We start from the raw sequence: 20,462 nt of genomic DNA, 5'->3' as shown, positions 1-20,462 counted from the left end.
AACAGCCAGTGCTTCTTCTACGACTGAACGCGTGGGAGCGTAAACCAGAAGGTCGAGCCTGCTCCCGGCACGCTCTCCACACCAACCTGGCCACTCTGGCGCTCAATGAGTTGTTTGCTGATATGCAGCCCAAGTCCGAGTCCGACGCCTGAGCCACTCATCACCTTGATGTCGGGGACCCGATAAAAGCGCTCCCAGATGTGCTGCTGCTGTTCTGGAGAGAGACCCGGTCCGTGATCCTGTACGGCAACACGCGCCATCGCACCCTCCAGGCTCACGTGGATGTCCACCGGGTAGCTTGCCTTCGAATATTTGAGAGCGTTGTTGAGATAGTTGGTCAGGACCTGTCCTACGCGCCCGGCATCGGCATAGACTGGTATATCCTGAACCGTGGCGTGCAGCTCGATGTGACGAGTCGGAGCAAGGACGCGCTGGTCTTCCACCACCTCCTGCACGATCCGTATCAGATCACACCGGTCCACTTGCAACTCCAGCCGCTCAGTCCGCAGGCGTGAGACATCGAGCAGGTCATTCACCATACGGGTCTGCATGCTCAACTGTCCCGTTGCTCGACTCAAGAGCATCAGAGCTGTGGCCGTCGTCTTCGCGTTTTCTTCTTCCGGTGCTGACACCTGCGCTTGCAACCGCTGCAGTTGTCGCGTGACCAGCTGTAGATTGCCCTTGATTGCCGTAAGGGGAGTCTTGAGTTCATGGCTCACGATCCCGATGAAATCGTCCATCTGCCGCGTGACCTCTTGTGCAGTCCGCGCCTGCATCTCCGCCTCCTTACGCTCAGTGAACAAGCGTTCCCGCTCAATGAGCAATGCCGCCAGCTTTGCCATCGCAACGGCAAGCGTATATTCCCATTGTGTGTAGCTGGCTCGCCCGGCCTGGAGATACAGCGTGAGGAGCCCGACCAGTTCCTCTCCTAACCGGACGGGGATGACGACAGCTGTATGCAGGTCCGGCCGAGGTTGACGCTGGGAGTAGGGCTCTTGAGTCAAGTCAAGGGTCACCACCTCTCCTCGATGCAACCGCGCGACAAGCGTCTCGTCTTCAAACCGGCTGGAGAGGGACTGTCCCCGCAGACGGCCAAATATGGTCTGCTCGGTAGAGCTGTCAAAACCAACGGTGACGAGCATATCGATCATATCACTGGCCGGGAAGAATTTCGTCAGGATTGCTCCCTGACAGGAAAGCACCTGGCAAATGGGGACCAGGACACGTCGAGCGGTCGCCGTGTATGGAGCAGTATCGTGTTGTAGTGCGCCAGTGGGCTCCTTGCGGATAACCAGGGCCGCTGCGACCAGGAGCAGTGCATCCAATGCCTGCTGGAGGCGCTGCTCCTGGCGCTTGCGCTCAGTGATGTCAAGGATGAAGCAGACCCATTGTAGAGGTTCTATTTGTACGGCGGCCGCCCCGATAAGAACCGCGACCCGACTGCCATCCGAGCGCACATACTCTTTCTCAAAGGGCGTACAGACCCCGCGTTCGCGCAACTCTTGCAAGCCAAGATCATCACGCGGCAGGTATTCTGGCGGCGTCACCGCCCGCCAGTCAACCTTCCCGACTTCCAGGTCCTCATGGGTCGCGCCGATCAGGTTCAGAAAGGCGTCGTTGGCCTCAATGATCCCGTTCATGTCGGCGATGACCACGCCGATAATATTAGAATCGACGAAGCGGCGCGCTCGTGCTTCACTCTGAGCCAGCGCCGCTTGCGTCTGCTTGAGATCTGTCATGTCGCGGGCAACGGAGAGAATCGAAGTAATTTCTCCCTGAGCATTGCGTTCAGGAACCAGATGTGACTGATAGAAGCGCGGACCTGTTGCAGAGGGAATGGAAAATTCCAGGTTGCCTGTTTCTCCTGTCTCTACCACCCTCCTGAGCGCAGTGTTCCAGAGAGCCAATGCCTCCTCTGGCATGCCCAGTTCCTCATTCGTTTTGCCGATCATCTCTTCAGGCAGCTTGCCAGTGGCGACCGTTATAGCGGGGTTGACGTAGAGGCGCCGAAAGGAGCGGTCAAACCGCTCAATCACATCCGGAATATTGTCCGTGATCTGCTGGAGCACTTGCTGCTCACGTTCAAGGATCGTTTCTAAGTGCTTGCGTTCATCAATATCTTCGATCACAGAAATGAAGTACCGAGGGATGCCATGCTCATCGCGTACCAATGAGACTGTCAAATCGATCCAGATCAGCGACCCATCGCGGCATACGTAGCGTTTTTCCATCGTGTAGGTCTGCCGCTTGCCCGAGAGCAACTGGCCCACGTAGGCGAGATCGATCTCCAGGTCGTCGGGGAAGGTGATGTCTTGAAAGGTGCGCGCGAGGAGTTCCTCACGAGTATAGCCGACCATATCGCAGAGCCGCTGATTGACCGCGAGAAAGCGCCCATCCGGGGCAACATGCGCTATGCCCACCGCCGCCTGTTCAAAGGTGGCCCGGAAACGCTCTTCGCTCGTGTGCAGGGCCGCTTCCATCTGCACGCGCTCGCTGATATCGCGAGCGGTGATGGCAGCTCCGATGAGCTCGCCTTTGGTATTATGCACGGGTGAGATGGTGATCGAGACCGGACAACGTGTGCCGTCCTTGTGCTGACGCATGGTATCCAGAGCTTCGACACGTTCGCCCCGACGTAATCGTTCCATAATGTGTGTATACTCGGCGTGTCGTTCCTCGGGGATGATCAGGGTAATCGGGCGGCCCAGTATTTCAGCCTCCGTATAGCCGTAGAGGCGACTTGCGCTGGCATTCCAGCTCGTGATGATGCCATCGAGCGTTTTTCCGATAATAGCATCTTGCGAGGAATCGATGATGGCGGCCATGTGGGCGAGGTGCTTCTCAGCCTCCGATAGTTCCTGTAGCGGCAGGAAAGGTGGGCCCGTGAAGGATGGGACGATAGCATCAGATTGTTGGTGAGAAGACGCCTCATACGCCGTCTCGCTGATGCGAGAGCCCGCGCCTCCGAGCGGCAAAGCGGGAAGTTTTCTCTGCCGCACCCAGCGACGTACCGTTTCAAACTTGACACCTAGCTGTTGCGCAATGCTCCGGGTTGCCAGATAGCCCTCCATCCTCCTGCCTCATCTTTCTCTATGTGGAACAGCGCCGGACGCTTGAAGGACGCTGCATGTACCACCATCTGCTGCCTGCCCCTATGACTCATCTTCGCTGGCGCGACCATACTCACCATCCTCATCCTGCACACATGCTTTCACATTGGTGAAGATGCGTTCAGATTACACCACGAATAGAGCAACAGACAAGGTGAGCATCTGCGTACCCATCAAATGCGTCTTTGTGAACGTAACCGTCCCCTGGGTTTTTTCTGAGCTTGCTCAGAAAGGATGCCAGAGCTGGACAATGTTTATATCTTGCGTTTGTAAGCCTCCCAATGCAATCGCTGTGCTGTCAGGGGCCCAGTCTAGCGCTGACACATTTGATAATACTCCGTCGTAGGTAACAACGGTTTTGCCCGTGCTGGCGTTCCAGACCTGGATGCTGCGCCTGGGCAGGTCACTGCTAGCTGAGACAAGGTATTTGCCATCAGGAGACCAGGCGACCAGAAACACTTTCTCATGGTGATTGCGATAGGTGAGTGGATGTCCGCCAGTTGTCGCGTCCCAGACCTGGACGGTCTGATCATAACTTGCCGAGGCGATACGCTTGCTGTCGGGTGACCAGGAGGCAGCGTAAATGAGCGTGCTCTGCCCTTTGTAGGTATAGACGATTTTTCCTGTCGCAAGATTCCAGACGTTCAAGGAACTGCCGCCTTCAACCAGAAAGTGCCCATCAGGAGAAAGTGCTAGAGCAAACAGATCGCGCCGCGGATCGGTCAGGCTGGTGCGGAGGTGGCCGGTGCTGGCGTCCCAGATCTGGATATGGCCGTCGATGTCGGCGGATACCAGGCTTTTTCCATCGGGCGACCAGCTTACTTTTTGGATGATCGTCTGGTGGCCCTTATACGCCAGTAATTGCTGCCCCGTTAGCGCGTTCCAGATGTAGATTGTATTATCCGTTTGAGCCGAGGCGATCAAGGCACTGTTCGGGGACCAGGCCAGGCTTCTTGCCACTCCGGAGCGCGTCAGGATATGCGCCCCATTTTTGGCGCTCCAGACCTGGATTGTCTTCTTTTTGTCGTCACCAGATGCGACGATATACTGGCCGTTGGGCGCGTATGCCAGCGCCGCTACCCCATAGTCACCATTGCCGTCCAGCGATGACAGACCCAGGTAGGTGAGCATTTCACGTCCGGGCGTGGCGCTCCAGACCTGGATCGTATTTTCATCGCTGGATGTGATGTATTTGCCATCAGGAGACCAGGCCGCTGTTGAGACTAGCCCGTGCACCACCCCTGTATAAGAGAAAATGAAATTGCCGGTTGCCACATCTCTTATTTGTACCTGCGGATTGACATAGCCGTCAACAACCAGCAGGCGTTTCCCATCGGGTGAGAATTGCACCAGCGAGGGCCACAAATCATAGCCGGTATACATGGAAACAAGCTTACCCGTGGCACTAGACCAGATGGCGATTGCTGGTTTTCGGCCTGGGGAATTGGTGGTAGTGGTGAGTTGTTTGCCATCGGGCGACCAGGAAGCCGCGATTGCTGAGGTTAAAGGCAGAGGATTGGTTGCCAGAACTTTCCCGGAAGGGATGCTCAAAATCTGGATGTTGTTCCAGGTAGCTTTTGCGAGGCGCTGGCTATCAGGCGCCCAGGCCAGGAGTTGTATGCTTGAAACAGGTGAGGCCAGATTGAAAAGGATCTTGCCGCTTGCCGGGTTCCAGATCTGTACCGTTTTGCGTGTGAGATCGCTGGCAGCGATATATTTGCCGTCAGGGGACCAGACGGGAGCAACAAGCGGATTGACCTTTCCTGCCAGGACAAGTTTTATTTTGTTCGTGGTTGTATCCCAGATCTGAATACTGGAATCCGTTTTACTTTCCGTTGTCGCGATATATCTGTTATCAGGCGACCAGGTGAAGCGGCCAATTGACTTCAACGGGACCCTGAAGGCGTGCTCACCGGTCAAGGCATCCCAGATGTCGAGTGTTACCCCATCGCTGGAGGCAATGCGTTTGCCATCGGGTGACCACTGTATCTCTGTCACATGTCGCATGCGACCATCAGAACCCCGCTGCTGATGGCCTTTATAGGTGAAGAGTACCTTCCCTTCGGGGAAAGAAGGGGTGTGTGCCGCAGGTGTCTTGCCAATTGTTGGTATTGTGGGTGGCTCGCTGGTGTCTAGCGTCGGCTGGCTCGTACAGGCTGTGAGAAGCAATAGTGGGAGTAGGCACGCCATCCATAGGAATGGCCGAAAGAAAGATTTCTTCCGCATATTAGATCTCCTTACCTATTAAAAAACGCTTTTCTGATGACTTATTTTTCTGCGTTATAATATATTTCAGTCAATATTAGAGACAGGATCATTTCTTTTTCTTGTTAAGAAACGCTAAAATAGGATTTTTTGGGTGCTAGATATTAGAGTAAGCAGGCGCTGAAAATGATCGCCGCGATGAGGGGCGCTCAAAGCTAACTTGCAGACGGATGTTGAGGATAGCTGATCAGGCGGAACCTTTTGGCGTGCTCCTCCCGTATGTATTTGTTAGAAGGGAGGGACGGTGTGTCTATCTGCGAAGCTGACCTTGTCGAGCGGGCACGCCATGGAGACCAGTGGGCGTTCCAGCAGTTATGGGAATTGCATCACGCCCTGGCCATGGCGGCGGCCCTCAGGATGTGTCATCAGCGACCCCTGGCTGAGGAGATTACTCAGGGCGCGTTTTTGCTGGCCTGGCGCGGTTTGCCTCGCTTTCAAGCTGGTAGTCCGTTTCGTCCCTGGCTGATGCGCATACTCTATCGTCATGCCCTGGATGTGATGGAGAAGCAGCGCCTGCATTTGCATCCACTATCTCTTCATGATGTGCTGGAGCAGGAAGCGCTCGCGGGCGTGGTGTATGGCGAGGAGCAGCGCGATCTGCAAGAACTGGTGGCACAGCGCGAGGAGGTGCGCCAGGCGCTGGCCCGCTTGAGCGCTGAGCAGCGCCGCGTGGTCGCTTTGCGCTACGGAGCCGACCTGACCGAGAGCGATATTGCCAGTGTGCTGGATTGGCCGATTGGGACCGTCAAGTCGCGCTTAAATCGTGCCCGTGAGCAACTGCGACACTATTTATTAGAAGATTCAAGAGGAGGAAGCAGCCTGTGACGCATAAATCTTTTGACAAGTCGCCCAAACAGCAGCGGGCTGGAGACCTGGAGCAACTGCTCACAGACTATTATGGTCCTCCCCTCAAGGAGCAGCCTTTGTCTTCTGCGGCCTGGATGGATGTACAGGAGCAGCTGACGCGGCGGCGGCGTGTGCGCCTGGATGGTCCGAGCTGGCTGAGGCGCGCCCGGCGCCCCATACGCCTGGTGCCGTTTTACCTGCAGGAAGCACTGCGTAATGTGGCTGCGGAGGCACATGTTCAGGGTTGGATTTCTCCTCGTTTACGCTATCATCTACGCCGACGCAGGCTGCTGCCGACCATCGGTGTCTCGCTCTTGTGGCCTTCCGCTATCCATATTACATTCAGCCGGGGTTTTGAACGCATGCTGGAGCAGGACGAACTGGATGTCTTGCTGGCCAGTGGGCTGGCACGTTACCTCTGCTACCTGAAGCCCGGACAACTTATCATTTCCCGTCTACTGGGCCTCCTGGTTGTCATTGCCAGCCTGACCTCGTTCTGGCTGGCCTGGAAGCAAGTATTCTCCTGGCCGTTCTGGCTGGCTCTCATTGTGCTATTAAGCTCTCTCGTGCTGGCTGGCTGGCACAAATATCGCCTGGCCTTGCTGGCCGATGCCCAGGTTGTACGCTGGTTGGGACGCGAACGTACCTGCCAGGGATTGCAGGGCTTGGTGACCCGCAGCGCTCATCCCAGGCGCACAGGCTGGTGGGCTGAACCATCGCTGGCTGTTCGTGCCCGCCGCGTCTGCGCCCAGCCCGCATCCACGCGAAGCGAGCGATTGACCACAGTCCATTAATGTTCAGTTGTATTTCATTTAAGCAGAAGAGAACCAAACGGCACAAGAAAAGAGGAAACCCATAGGTTCGAGGCTTGCCCTCGATTGCCGCCCGCCGCAGCGTGGCGGCCCTGTATCCCTACGACGTGGCTCCGCTCTTCACCATCGCCTTCCCCCACGTGGTGCCCAAAAGCAAAGGCCGCTTTTGGGCACCACGTGGGGGAAGGTGTCATCCTACGAGATACCGAGCGGCAAGGACACAGGGCCCCACAAACGGTGGGGCAATCGAGGGCAAGCCTCGAACCTATGGGTTTTCGCTTTTCTTGTTGCGTTTGTTCTGGCGAGGGTTACGGTGGCAAAGATGAGCCGGGCGCCAGGGCCGACGTGTGGTGTCACGAGGTTACCTATAGGTTCAAGCCAAGCGTCTCCCGCAGATGGCGGATGGTTGCCGCTTCGAATGCTTCTGGATAGGGTTGCCCGTAGCTTTCCATTAAGCGTCGCGCTCGTGGCAGAAACAGTCGAGCATAGGCCCGGATCCCTTCAGTAATGGACTCTATGGTTGGAGCCAGGGCTGGTATCTGTGCCAGCAGAGCTCGCTGCTCGTCGTTGAGATGTGCGGCAACATGCCGTTTGCCGCTGGACATACGATCAATCCCGTTCTCCAGCAGCAGCAAGCTTATGAGCATGCTATGGAGGGCCAGTTGCCCCTCCATGCCTATGGGTACATCATCGCGTTCGACCACGATGGGCAACATGCCCACGAGGCGGATAAACTCTTCTACCAGAGGCGTCAGGCGCGTAGAGGGGTCATGAGGAGGTGGGGGTTGCGTCAGGAGAAAGTGTTTTGCCTGATCATCCTTATCGAATAACAGCCGTGCCGCTTCATACGTGCGCGGCTTCCTATCCTGCATCGACTGAACCACCACATCAAAGCGTACATAGTCGGTCGTAATCGCGCCGAGGATAGCTTCGTCGGTTGATCCTGGCCAGCGATGCTTCCAGACGGTTGGAGCGATCTGGTCGAGCAAGTCTGGCCACCACTGCTCGATCGTCGCGAAATCCTCTGCGCGCACAGCTGTGCGCAGGTCCACGTCGCTCTGCCCGTCTGCCGTTCCTTTTGCCAGACTGCCAGTGAGCCAGAGAATGCGCACGCGTTCGTTCTTGTGCAGAATCGCGGTCGCCTGCTCTGCGAATGCGATAAGCCTGCTTGCATTACGGGTGTGATGCGCGTCCGTCATTGCATTTTCACCTTTCATTGTCAGATCCAGGATGGCAAGATTCTTGATATCGTTTTTCGAAGTGGTCCCTTTATATTATAAAAGAGTTGACAGACGTAATTGCATCAATTATAATCGGTTGGTAGTAGATGAAATAGCCGAATTACCCTCTTGAAACCCTCTAACATGTGCATGTTGCCCGTGCCAAATAATATAGGGCGCACTTTTCTGCATGAATAAAGCACAACTTCTCCAGGAAGTCGAAGTTCTTACCTTTGCGCAGCGTTCTCGTCGGATGGTTGATTTCGGCCGACTTGCTTTAGCTGATCCCCAGCTAGATCAGGCGCTGGCAGAGATGGCCACCGGCCCTTTTTATGAGCGTTTCCTGGCCCTGCAGGCTTGCTACGGTAGCCGTAATGGCGATCTCGTTTTCGCGTCACTATCAGATCCATCGGCCTGTATTCGTCAATTGGCCGTGAAGCTGGTGGCTTTAACCTGTAATCAGGAGCAGCAGCGGCAGGCATTACAGATTGTGCCGCGCGAGTTGCGGGCCTCGCTGATACGTTTTTTGCGGCGCTATGATTTGCAGGAGCCAATCGATCTTTTCTTGCATCAGCTAGCTGGTCAGGCGGATAAATCACTTGTCAGCTTACTCTCGTTCGGCTCGCCTGAACTGGTGGCGCAATATCTGCCCCAGCTCTCTCAACGTTTTAATCGCGCTCAATGGCGGCGCCTGGCACGCTGGCAGCCGGATCTGGCATTGACCGCCCTCCAGCAACGTCTGGAAAACCTGGCTGAACAGGAAGAGCTATTCGTTGACCACCTGAATGCTGTTATTCCTATCCTGGCTCGTGTGCTCCCGGATGCTTTGCTGGCATTATTGCGTTCCCCTCTACTGGCGGATCTGTTGTTCCAACTTCAATTGGTTGAGCTCTGGCGTCAGCGTCCCAATGAACTGTTTGACCTGTTGCTGTCCGTGCATGCTAGCATTGATCTGTATAAGTACAAGGTTCATCGGCGCCTCACGCTTGAACGTTTGCACATACTCGCCCAGCAATATAGCACAGATGACCAGCTTGTCGCGTGGTTGGAAATCTTGCCGCCCCGGCAGCGCGTCGAAGTCTTTGAGGCGCAGCTTCAGCATGTGACGACCCAGGGATTGGTCCCATTCGAGATTCTTACGCTCCTGTCTCGTCAGCAGCGTGAGCAGGAGGCACGGCGTATCTGGTCTCGTACTGATCTTGCGTTACGTCAACTGGAGGTACGTCGCGAGTATGCGCAGTTGCTGCCATGGGCTGAGGCGTGTGAGAAGCTGGATTATGAGTTGCGGCATTCAGATGTGAAGCGGCGTGCCCAGGCATTAGAAACGCTGGCTCGCTCGGTAGTCTATCAGCGCGAGAGACTAGATGATCTGCTGGCATTGTTTCTGGAGCATCGCAATGAGCCCGACCCCGCTCGCCTATCTATGTTTGAGGGCCTTAATTCTCTGCCTCCCAGCACCTGGCAGACAGCGCATCTACCGGCGTTGGCCGAATTGTTGCATGCAAGCTTAGATGCAATCGACCTCTCGAATCATACATTATGGCAATTGATGTATTTATTGATTCGTCTCGTTCCCTGGCATACGCAATGGGCCGCTGAGCAGATGGTCACTATCTTACAGGTGCGTGATACCTTTCCGCTGCCTGCATATTTTTATGATGTCCCGCCGCTCGAAGAGCAACTCCGCCCCGAGCTTATTCGTAGCATTGCTCCGATTTTTCTACCAACGTTGACTGATTGGCGGCAGCGGGATAAAAGCGAGGCCCTGGTTGCTTGTGCAGAGGCCTTTGGTAGACAGTTCCGTAACTTTCCAGAATTGGCGCAGCTACTTGTTCAATCTTTACAGAAGGCACAGACAACCGCTGATGCCCAGAGTATCTTGAGTTTACTTGTCAAGTGGCAGCCAGAACTCTCGAACAATCTGATTCCTGCGCTGGTGCAGCAAGATCCCAGCTGGATTCTGGTCTCAGAGGTAGAACAATATCTTCAGCGCTATCGCCAGGACCTGCTGGCCCCTTTTCTGGAGCGAACCACGATACAGGGGCGTTTCAGTCTTGAAGAGATCAGTTTTCTCCTGTTTGTGGATTTTCCACTTACTCTGACACAATCTCAGCAAGAGCGCTATGCCGGGCACCTGGAACAGGATATAGCGAGTGGGCGTGATCGTAAACTCCTCAAAAAGACATGTTTGCAATTAGCTGCCTTACCGCCTATCGCGCCAGAACGCCTGCTGCGACTTAGTCAGGATACGCATAGCTATAATCAGCAGTTGAACGCCATTAATGCGCTGGCAATGGTTGATAATACTCTGGCAGCTGAGGCCATTTTTTCACTTTTACGTGGACAGGCGGAAAAAAATGAATCGACCGCCATGTTACGCTCTACTTTGAGAGCATTGTGGCGTGCCCTGCGGCGCATGCCAGAAGAGGCGGCCTTCTATCTGTTGACGTCATATACATTTCCGCAATTGATGGTGCAAAAAGAGATTATATTTTTGATCGGGAAATTATCTCTGGACGCAGCCTATCAGTATCTATTAGATCTGCAAACGCAAAGCGAGCGCCATCCCGATTTACGTGCCGCAGGCATCCGGGCGCTCTGGAATCATCTGGACCGACCCCAGACCTGGGAAATTCTGCAACTTGCCGCTAGCTCAGCCAGCAGTAGTATGGCTTTCAAGATAGGTCATATCTCGCCTGAGCAACTCACCCCTCAGGAATTGCAACAACTGCTGCGCCTTCTCCATACTGTGTTGCAACATTCAGGGCAGGAGGCTCGTCTGGAATTGTTGCAAAATATTGCGCAGTTGTCGCTGCGCGATACGCAACGCATCCTGACGCCCACGTTGTTGAATGCGATGCTTTCTCAGTCGACCGCTGAAGTGGAAGCCGCGATTACCGCGTTCATGGCTATCTGTACTGATCGGGATATCCCTCAGTTGCAGGAGAGCCTGCGCATCCTCTACATGGATCGGCGCCGCATGTTTGAGCTGCTCCCTTGCTTCTCACTGTGGCGTTCAACTAAATATCGCAACTTCCTGAATATCTCGGAGAGGAAGCTGAAAAGTAAGCGTAAGCTGGCTCTAGCTCTGTTTGCTGTTCTGGCAGAATACCCTGCCACCGGTAAAGTACGCCTGTGTAATGCATTTAAACTGCTACCAATGGCTGATATCATTGAGTTACTCAAGCATCTAGCTGAGACCAACCAGCTGCATGCCGATGCCTTGATGGATGCCTGCGATTTGCTCAATGCTACCTATCCACGCACAATGACAACGGACGACCTACAAGCCGTGCAGGATGCTCTGGCTGAGCACCCTGATGAGCGGCTCCGGCGTGTGGCGCTGGCTGCCCTGATCGCCCAGGCTCGCGAAACGCGTTACTCCAGCAATTGGACTCCTGAGTTAATCGCTCGCCTGCACACGTACCAGTCCGACCCATCGCTGCTGGTTGCCGAGGCCGCTCTGAACGTTTTTCCTTGATGGCAGGAGATATGCAAGAGGCAATACATCTTTGCTGAAATCGACAGACAAAAGTGATTCGCAGGTGATCCCTGCGATCGCTTCATTGAATAAGGAGGGAAAGATATGCTTGAAACATCGTCAGAACAGAAGCGGTTTGAGGCCATCCGAGAACGAATCGAGCGGGGGCTGGTGGAACGTAGCATACCCTCCCTCACCGTCGCCGTGGCGCAGGGATCGACCATTCTGTGGGAAGAAGGTTTTGGCTGGGCCGATCGCGAGCGCCGCATTCCAGCGACGCCCCATACGATGTATTCGCTGGCTTCGATCTCCAAGCCTACCACGGCTACCGGGCTGATGATTCTGAAGGAGCGCGGGCTGCTCGACCTCGATCGTCCCATCAATGAGTATCTGGGAGATAGCAAGCTGCAGGCCCATGTGGGCAGCGCCGAAGAGGCGACGGTGCACCGCGTGACCAACCATACCTCGGGCCTGCCGCTGCACTATCAGTTTTTCTATCAAGATGAACCGTATCTGCCGCCGTCAATGGACGAGACGATCCGGCGCTATGGCCACCAGGTGAACGCTCCCGGGGAACACTATCAGTATTCCAACCTGGGCTATGGCATCCTCGGCGAGGTGATTGCGCGTCTTTCAGGCAAGAGCTATGCTGACTTCCTGCGCCAGGAGGTCTTCCTTCCCCTTGGCATGTTGCGGGCGTCCGTCAACATCGGAACTGTCCTGGAAGCCTTCCAGGCCCAGCGCTATGAAGAGGATGGATCGCCTTATCCTTTTTATGATTTCGACTGGCGACACCACGCGGCATGAAAATGATCATTTTCAGAGGAGAAACACGACACGTAGGTGCGGCCTTCAACGGCCGCTTGCCGCCCGCCGCAGCGTGGCGGCCCTGTATCCCTACGACGTGGCTCCGCTTTTACCATCACGTTGCCCCACGCGGTGCCCAAAAGGAAGGTCCGCTTTTGGGCACCGCGTGGGCCAGGGTGTCTTCCCACGAGGAACCAGGCGGCGAGGACACAGGGCCCCACAAACGGTGGGGCAATCGAGGGCAAGCCTCGAACCTATGGGGGGTCGCTTTTCTTGTTGTGTTTGTTCTGGCGAAGGTTACGATGGCAAGGATGAGCCGGGCGCCAGGATTTTCATGCGGCAGACGTGGCCGATCTCGTTGAGCAGGGCCAGCATCAGGCTGCCATCAGTGGCATGTCTGGTTAGCGTTGCCTGGGCGGCTGCATTGATGGCCTGTAGGACCAGCGTTGGAGGATATTCATCCATTTCCAGCGCGATTGGCTGGCAAGCAGACAGCGCCTCCGCGATTTCTCCGTCTTTGTCTTCCTCGCTGATGAGCTGCTTGATCTGCATCCAATCGGCTTGAATGCGTTCCAGCTTGAGCGGCTCGAACCAGTTCTGGCGCCGGATGGTGCGCGTTTTCACCAGGGGTTGCGTCAGCGGTGAGTCTTGCCCGGCTGGCGATACGGCTACCAGCGGCGGCTGCACGCGTAGCTCAACATTCAGTGGAGGCTGCACGCGTGGCACGACATCCAGTGGAGGTAATAGCTGGACCTGGCATGCTATTCCCAGTGTCATCTCGATGGCCCAGCTGACTACGTCTTCCTCTACAAATGGTAGCAGATTACGATATTGATAGTATGCCGAAGCACGGATAATTAACAGTGGGGGAACGCAGTTTTTATCTACATCTATCGGGCAACATCCTCCAAGCAGGGCAGCGACCTTGCTCCCATTATGGACAGTTTTGATGCGCCTTCTGATATGCTCCCATTCACTGCATACAAACTGTATATCAAACTCTTGCATAATTGATCATACCTTCTTTGTACGAAAAATTTCATTGCATTGTTACGCGCAAAAGCTTCAGTCAGATTGGTTGCTATGATGTAAGTTATGTGACCAGACGATCTGGTCCGAAAGGCCGTGCTGTTTTTTTCCTTTCTGTTTCTCCTTAATAAATAATGACGCCCGTAAAGAGCTGGACATGATCATACACCCATTGTGCATCGCTTTTCGAGAGGTTGACGCAGCCATGGGAGCCTACGTCCGCGCCCGTGTCGCCGGTGGTATCCTGGTGTGGGAATTGCGTATTGGGACCATATTCGGCGCGCCACCAGCTGTCATGAATATAGTAGCCGTCGCTGTGATATTGCATGGCAAAGTTGATGGGGGTATCGGGAAACCAGAAGGGATTGCCTTTGGGGGCGATGGATTTAAAGGTGACATGCGTCTGGTGGCTCTCGACCCACCAGCTTCCCGGCGGTGTGGGTTTGTCGGGCTGGCCGGTTGTTACCAGCAGAGTTTTGATCAGCTTGCTATGGTCATAGACGCGCATCGTTTGCTCGCTCAGCGAGACGACCAGGGCCAGCCGATCAGCCTTGTTATACGTCTGGAGTAGCTTCAGATCGGTCTGGTGCGGCTGGTTATATGGCGTTTTGTCGTTGGCGTTGTCCATCATGGCTTTGAGGTTGGTGATATACATATTGGTGTTTTCGACGATTTGCTGGTAGTCGGAAAATGTTTTGGCGGTGGATCGATCATCTTTGATCCAGGTGCCAATGCCAGTATTGTCGTCGTATTCAAAGCCCATTTTATATGTTTTGTTGTTAAATGAATCGTGATGGGGATGGCTATTTTCCCAGCTGGATACCATTTGCCGCAGCTGTTGCTGTGTAGTTTGCTGCTCTTGCTTAATGGCTGCCAATTTGAGATCGTTGACGTGGTTGCGCGTCGTATCCAGTGCGACCTGATACGTGCTGGCGCTATGCGCATTCTGCAATGCCTGCTGGTCGCTGTTATATTGTTGCTGGTAGCTATCGACCTGACCACCATACTGCTTCATCGTATTGATCCATTGCTGCATCGTCTGCAGCTCCATCGTTCCCTGGCTCTTCAAGCTGGCGCTGACCGCCGGCGTTGGGGTCGGCGCCGGGACCGTAGGTGTATTGTTGTTCGTGCTATTATTGTTCGTGAAACCGGGCACCTGGCACCCACTCAGAATCAGGCAGAGTGTCAGACCACACAGCAGATACGACAGCACTGTACGCTGCATAGAAGAGGTGGATGTGCTCCGTGTCGTATGCATAGGTAAAAGTCCTTTTGATCATAAATGGCGGCAAGCGTTTTTATGACACGCATTTCTTGCTATGAATAATTACATATCCTTGCCTTATTTGTTCCTACTCAATATATATTACTATACCTTTCGCTATGTCTGTCAAATATTCAGTTCAATGATGCCAGTCATCCCTTTTGAATCTTGGCCAGGATGCTCTGGTGCAGCTTTTTATTGCCGGCCAGTATCAGAGAGAATTTGTCGTTGAGCGAGGTGATCGGGCGCAGCGGCTTGCCCTCATGGTCCGTAACGATACCACCTGCTTCTAAAACAATGCTGGCTGAAGCCAGGAACGACTCACCCGTAATATCATCTCCAATATCTATATACGCATCGAAGGTGCCGCTGGCGACATAGACGCTATCCATGGCCGAACTGCCGGTGCGCCGCACAATACCCAGGCGTGGATTTTCGGTCAGCAAGGAACGCAGCGTATCGCCATTGCGACCATCGAGGTTGAGTCCTGCCACACAATCCTTGATGTTGCTGGTTGTACTCACCTGACAACGACGACCATTGCGAAATGCGCCGCCGCCCTTCTGCGCTTCGAAGACGGTGCCGGTAAACAACTCGCCGACCAGGGCCCATTGTACATTTTCTGGGATAACCGGGGCATCGATGGGAAGCACGGCCAGGGCGACCGCGGCAACCATAATCCCTCGCTCAACGTTGGTTGAGCCATCGATGGGGTCCACCACAATGCGATATTGAGGATGTTCGGATGTCGCGAAGGTTGGACGTTCCTCGGTAATAATTTCAAACCCCAGGCCGCTCGTGGAGAGACCATTGATGATCAAATCTTCAGCATCTCTGTCAAACTGCATCGTCGTGTGCTTGGACGACCGAGCGTAGACCTGCTTGCGATCATAACGTTCTGCCTGCGTGTAAGCTCTGACCTGTCGAAAGAGTTGTTCTAGAAGTTCTAGCATTGCTGTTTTCGCCTATCTCTTGTGATACATTCCAAAAGGGGTGACTACTGTATCATATCAGTACTTATGCGGTACGTGCAAGATCTGCCTGCATTGGCTCTCTGTGTGCCACATTTCAACTATTGCATCCGTTGCAATCGTTTTTATTCTACCCCCTTAACGCTTTGCAGTGCAAAAACGTTGCGGCGACTTTGGCGCAAAAGTCGTGTCAGCGTGACCGAAATGGCTACCTCACTCTGGTCGCAGGCCAGCCAGCGTCTACCAAGCTGTTCTGAAACCACGGGCGTAACGCCGCTACCACAAAAACAATCCAGTACCAGGTCATTTTCTTCCGACGAAGCCAGTAGGAGACGTTCCAGTAATGCGGCCGGCTTCTGGGTCGCGTAGCCCGTGCGCTCGGGATCTTTTTGATGAAGGTGGCTGATGTCGCTCCACACGTCGTCCCGCGACATCACGCTGTTTTCAGTATAGGTATATATCTTGCCGGCGGTACGGATCGTCCAGACCGGATGGCCGTCGGGTCCGATGCTTTTTCGCATGTGGTTGCGTTTCTCGCTGCCTCGGATCTGGCCTACGCGCTCGGCATGAAACGGGTAGTGGCGCGATTTTGTGTAGAGAAGGATCGTGTCGTGCTTGCGGGCAAAGGACTTTGTTGCTCGTCCGCCCGATTGGTAGTGCCAGATGATCTCATTTTTGAGCCCGGCCCCTTTGTTCCGTGAGCCAGCCTGAAAGATTTCGTCCAGCATAATCCGTGCATAATGGGTGGCCCGCCAATCGAGATGGACATAGAGGCTACCGTTCTCAGCCAGCAATTGATGGAGGTAGTAAAACGTCTCGTAGAGCCATTGCAGATATACATCCAGGTCATTGTTCCAGATATCTTGATAGGAAATGCCGCCAGCGGTGAGAATTTGCGCTCCGGCTTTAAATGTGCGCCCCGTCATGAAAGGGGGATCAATATAGATCAAATTGACGCGGCCACTAAATTCTGGCAGTAGTGTCGGCAGTACCAGCCCTTTATCGGCATAGATCAAGCGATTATACCAGCCCTCAGGCGGTTTTGCTGGTCGCTCATCGCCCAGACCATAGCAAGCATCCACGCTCAACGCCACCTCAGCAGGATTGTATGTCGGCGCCTTCTTTCCCTTCCAAACCAGTTCAGCCATCTGCTCGGAACACCCCTTGCTTGCGTTTTCATCTGCGCACACTGTAGCATATGCAGGCCAAAATATCCACCATAGTGCGCGGCGTTTCCAGATGCCTTTTATAGCTAGCCATGAAAGGTTTGTGTTTCCAATCCATTTTAATGGCATGGTATAATGGCGATGCAGGTAACGCAGACGCTGCATCAGATTTGTGTCGATACGTTGGATGTACCTTGCATGGGCAGCAAGAAAGAATGCGTGCTCAGAAAAAATTTGGGGATTAAAAATACATGTCGAATGTTCTATGGGTCTTATTCAGTATAGTTGGATATTTCGCTGGACTATACATTATGTTGAAGACAACGCCAATGTTGCTTGCACGATCCTATGATGAAGGGTTGTTTATGGCGATTGCGGCAGCCGATATTCTTGGGGCGATCCTCTCTTTTGGGGGGATTATTGTTATGCTGGCAGTCTTTAATGCGAATATTGTCATTAAGATTATTGATTTTCTTTTACTTATTGGTGTGATGTTGATCACGGCCCGCCTGGCCATGTTCAGCCTGCGCCCAAGGTATGCGATTGGCACCAATAGGATTTCGCAAGTTGTGACCGGCCTCTATTGCATCTGCCTGGTCGTAGCCGCTGTCTACTGTATGGTTCAACTCTTCACTGCTTGAACCATCATCCGCACTATACTCAACTCAAAGTGCAAACCGCCTGCATCTGTATTTGTATCTATATGGATGCAGGCGGTTTTTTCTATGAATTCATTTGGGATTTCCCGCTTTTCTTGTTGCGTTTGGTTCTTCGATGTTCTTTCATAAATGAAATGTATTGGGCCTTGCATCCGATCTATTTGTGCACATTTTTGTGTAAATTTGTGAGAGCCCGGCGGAAATTTCCGCCGGGCGCGCGCAGGTGGGTATAGTTTAAATGAAGCGCTCATACCATTGGATGGTGCGGCGCAGGCGGTCGATGCGTTGCTGGGGCGTGCCGATGCCGGGCCAGTCCATCAGGTGGCTGGTGTCACGGTAGCCGATCAGCTCGACGGGCTGTTTGCGCTTGCGGAGCGCAACGAAGAGCTGGTTCGACTCGCTGAAGGGACAGCGCTGGTCGTCCTCGGCGTGCAGCAGCAGGAGCGGCGTCTGGATGGCCTCGGCATGGGTAAGCGCGGAGCGTTCGTGTTGGCGTGCCCACGTTTCCATGGAGAGGTTGAACCAGATAGTCTGGTCGGAGAGCAGGGCGGCGCTGGGAATATAGCTGATGCCGTTGCGGCTCACCGCGGCCTTGAAGCGCGTGGTCTGGCTGATACTCCAGTTGGTCATGTAGCCGCCATAGCTGAGGCCACCGATGCCGAGCCGTTCGCCGTTGATTGGTTCAGTGGCGATAACGTGGTCGACGCCCGCCATCAGGTCCTTGAAGTCATCGCCGCCCCAGTCGTTGAGGACGCGGCGGGCGAAGTCTTCGCCGTAGCCCGCGCTACCACGGATGTTGGGTGCCAGCACGGCATAGCCGCGTCCCGCCAGGACCTGGAATTCGTGGACGTAGCTATCGCCCCAGGCCAACGAGGGACCACCATGCGGGCACACGATTAGTGGCGCTTTGACGTTTTCGGGTAGCTGTGGCAGGTAGAGCCAGCCCTCGATCTCCAGTCCGTCGAAGCTTCGCCAGGTGATGCGTTTAGGGCGCGTCAGACGATGGCTTTGCAGGATGGCGTCGTTGACGCGGGTCAGCTTGCGTGGCTGCTTGCCCGTGCTATCCATGCACCAGATATCGCCGGGCGTGAACCAGTCGGCGCGCACCATCGCGATCGTCCGACCATTCTTGCTGAGTTGAGGACTGATGTAGCGTCCATTGCCATTGGTCAGGCGCTCGCTCGTTTGCTGATTGAGATTGAGGCGATAAAGATGGAGCTGACCATGTTCTTGCACCGGTACGAGCAGGGCCTGGCTATCAGGATACCATTGAGGAGGTGTCAGGTATTCATTACGTAGCTCATCAATAATCCAGGATTGGCAGGTGAACGCGTCTGCACCCGGGACCGCCAACCGTGGCGTTTCTCCTCGAGCATCGACGATCCAGGGCATGATATTGCCCGCCTCGGTCTGGTCTGGCGTGTAGAGATAGGCTATCTGGTGACCATCGGGCGACCACGAGGGCATCTGGGCCAGACCCTCTTCGGGCGTCAGGCGGCGCATATGCCCGTTTGAGAGCGTCAGCACCCACAGCGCCATGCTCACGCTTAGATCTGGATCAGCCCGGCGGTTGGCGCAGAAGACGACTTCCTGTCCATCGGGCGACCAGCAGGACTGCACGAGATCGACCGGCTCAGAGGTGATGCGCATAGGATTGCCGCTGAGCGGGATGAGCCAGAGTTGCTGGTGACGACCATTGCTATAGCCCTTGCCGTCCCAGCGGCTCCCCAGGCGTGTGTAGATGTGCAGGAAGTTCTCAGAGGAGGCCTCGGGCTGGTCGTCCTGTGGCTTCCAGGCGCTGTGGGCCAGCAAAATCTGCCCATTGGGATGCCAGCTATATTCGGTAATCCCTTGATCCAGGTCGCTGACCTGCTGGGCTTCGCCACCGTTTAAGGTGAGCAAATAGATCTGAGGTATGCCCGAGCGATCGCTCAGGAAGGCCAGGCTCTGTCCATCAGGCGCCCAACGGGGCGTGATGTCATGGTATGTGCCGCTGCTCAATTTACGTGGCACCACCGCCTTGCCACCCGCGATTTCGGCCAGCCAGATGGTGCTCCGCGTCGTGTTTGCCCCGGCATCACTTTCCAGGATGGTATAAGCAATCAAGCTGCCGTCTGGTGAAATCTGTGGATCGGAAGCGATCTTGAGTGATAGCAGGTCCTCGACATCCATCGGAGGCACAACTGGAATAGCCGCCGGCAGCGGGGCAGACTGTGTCGTCTGTGAAGGCGTTTGCTCAATTGGCACCTGGATCGTATTGGCCGACGTGCCTGGAAATGCCGGTTCCGGCTGGCTGGCAGGCTCGACCGGCTCTGATGGAGTGTCGGCCGACTCGGCGCTGGTTGCTGTTGGAGAAGCCTGGGCCTGTTGTTCAGCCGGCTCGGTGCTGGGCTCTATCGGAGCCGGTTCAGCCTGCTGTTTGGCCGGTTCCTGCTGATCGGGTGGCGTTGGTGACGCGGCTGCGTCTGCATGCTGAGAAGTCTGGGATGGAAGCTGAGTCGCAGGTTCATCATCATGCTTTACGGCCTGTGGCCGTTGCGTGGTTGGATCTTCGCTCTCTAGCATACTCATAACAATCCCCTTTAATACAATAGAATAAATTTGTCGTATCGATATTACACAAATTTATACGTGCCAGATGGAATATAGGTTCGGAAATCGGGCGCAAGGCCCGAACCACATGCTCATGGATTGTCAGAAAGCGATTCATGAGCATCATGTGCTATGATACAATTAATCGTCCCGTATGTTCGGGCCTTGTGTCCAATACATCATTTAGGAACACAATGTATGGGCAAAAGCACCAAGAAATCTTTTCTTGGCGCGTTTGTG

The 20,462-nt window shown here is 54.6% G+C and carries 13 protein-coding genes; 5 read left to right on the top strand and 8 right to left on the bottom strand.

What is annotated here, in order from left to right:
- Nucleotides 1-17: 17 nt before the first annotated feature.
- Together JMI88_RS13340 and JMI88_RS13335 are read right to left on the bottom strand one after the other, a co-directional pair.
- Entirely contained in the window at nt 18-3,071 is a 3,054-nt protein-coding gene (locus tag JMI88_RS13340; RefSeq protein WP_201362358.1) for a PAS domain S-box protein, read from the bottom strand.
- Between the two features lie 264 nt (nt 3,072-3,335).
- A complete protein-coding gene (locus tag JMI88_RS13335) occupies nt 3,336-5,336 on the bottom strand; it encodes a WD40 repeat domain-containing protein (RefSeq protein ID WP_201362357.1) in 2,001 nt (666 codons plus the stop codon).
- Nucleotides 5,337-5,621: 285 nt separating this feature from the next.
- Here JMI88_RS13335 and JMI88_RS13330 point away from each other — a divergent pair, with 285 nt between their 5' ends.
- Nucleotides 5,622-6,200 (top strand): RNA polymerase sigma factor, encoded by a 579-nt coding sequence (locus JMI88_RS13330; protein ID WP_201362356.1) that lies wholly within the window; start codon nt 5,622-5,624, stop codon nt 6,198-6,200.
- Nucleotides 6,197-7,015 carry a hypothetical protein gene (locus JMI88_RS13325; protein ID WP_201362355.1) on the top strand — a complete coding sequence of 273 codons (819 nt, stop codon included), beginning with the start codon at nt 6,197-6,199 and terminating at the stop codon, nt 7,013-7,015. The genes JMI88_RS13330 and JMI88_RS13325 overlap by 4 nt, the downstream gene beginning before the upstream one ends.
- Before the next feature lie 383 nt (nt 7,016-7,398).
- On the opposite strand, the gene JMI88_RS13320 is transcribed toward JMI88_RS13325, so the two are convergent.
- Entirely contained in the window at nt 7,399-8,232 is an 834-nt protein-coding gene (locus JMI88_RS13320) for a nucleotidyltransferase domain-containing protein (RefSeq protein WP_201362354.1), read from the bottom strand.
- A 211-nt stretch (nt 8,233-8,443) separates the two neighbouring features.
- On the opposite strand from JMI88_RS13320, the gene JMI88_RS13315 reads away from it, so the two are divergent.
- Nucleotides 8,444-11,734, top strand: a complete 3,291-nt coding sequence (locus JMI88_RS13315; RefSeq protein ID WP_201362353.1) for a hypothetical protein — start codon at nt 8,444-8,446, stop codon at nt 11,732-11,734.
- A gap of 105 nt (nt 11,735-11,839) precedes the next feature.
- Nucleotides 11,840-12,541 (top strand): serine hydrolase domain-containing protein, encoded by a 702-nt coding sequence (locus tag JMI88_RS13310; RefSeq protein ID WP_268905994.1) that lies wholly within the window; start codon nt 11,840-11,842, stop codon nt 12,539-12,541.
- Nucleotides 12,542-12,838: 297 nt separating this feature from the next.
- On the opposite strand, the gene JMI88_RS13305 is transcribed toward JMI88_RS13310, so the two are convergent.
- From JMI88_RS13305 to JMI88_RS13290, 4 genes are all read right to left on the bottom strand, one after another.
- Nucleotides 12,839-13,549 carry a hypothetical protein gene (locus JMI88_RS13305; RefSeq protein ID WP_201362351.1) on the bottom strand — a complete coding sequence of 237 codons (711 nt, stop codon included), beginning with the start codon at nt 13,547-13,549 and terminating at the stop codon, nt 12,839-12,841.
- Nucleotides 13,550-13,694: 145 nt separating this feature from the next.
- Nucleotides 13,695-14,828, bottom strand: coding sequence for a L,D-transpeptidase (locus tag JMI88_RS13300; RefSeq protein ID WP_201362350.1), 1,134 nt, complete (start codon nt 14,826-14,828; stop codon nt 13,695-13,697).
- Nucleotides 14,829-14,986: 158 nt separating this feature from the next.
- Nucleotides 14,987-15,787 carry an inositol monophosphatase family protein gene (locus tag JMI88_RS13295; RefSeq protein WP_201362349.1) on the bottom strand — a complete coding sequence of 267 codons (801 nt, stop codon included), beginning with the start codon at nt 15,785-15,787 and terminating at the stop codon, nt 14,987-14,989.
- Nucleotides 15,788-15,930: 143 nt separating this feature from the next.
- Nucleotides 15,931-16,953, bottom strand: a complete 1,023-nt coding sequence (locus tag JMI88_RS13290) for a DNA methyltransferase (RefSeq protein WP_201362348.1) — start codon at nt 16,951-16,953, stop codon at nt 15,931-15,933.
- 329 nt (nt 16,954-17,282) lie between these two features.
- On the opposite strand from JMI88_RS13290, the gene JMI88_RS13285 reads away from it, so the two are divergent.
- Nucleotides 17,283-17,612 (top strand): hypothetical protein, encoded by a 330-nt coding sequence (locus JMI88_RS13285; protein ID WP_201362347.1) that lies wholly within the window; start codon nt 17,283-17,285, stop codon nt 17,610-17,612.
- A gap of 252 nt (nt 17,613-17,864) precedes the next feature.
- Here the strand turns inward: JMI88_RS13285 and JMI88_RS13280 are convergent, their stop codons facing one another.
- Complete coding sequence (locus JMI88_RS13280; RefSeq protein ID WP_201362346.1) at nt 17,865-20,201, bottom strand: alpha/beta hydrolase family protein; 2,337 nt, start codon at nt 20,199-20,201, stop codon at nt 17,865-17,867.
- Between the last annotated feature and the right edge of the window lie 261 nt (nt 20,202-20,462).

This window comes from Dictyobacter formicarum (assembly GCF_016587435.1).
Note: the sequence above shows the minus strand (reverse complement) of the source record. Positions and strands in the feature narration are given on the sequence as shown.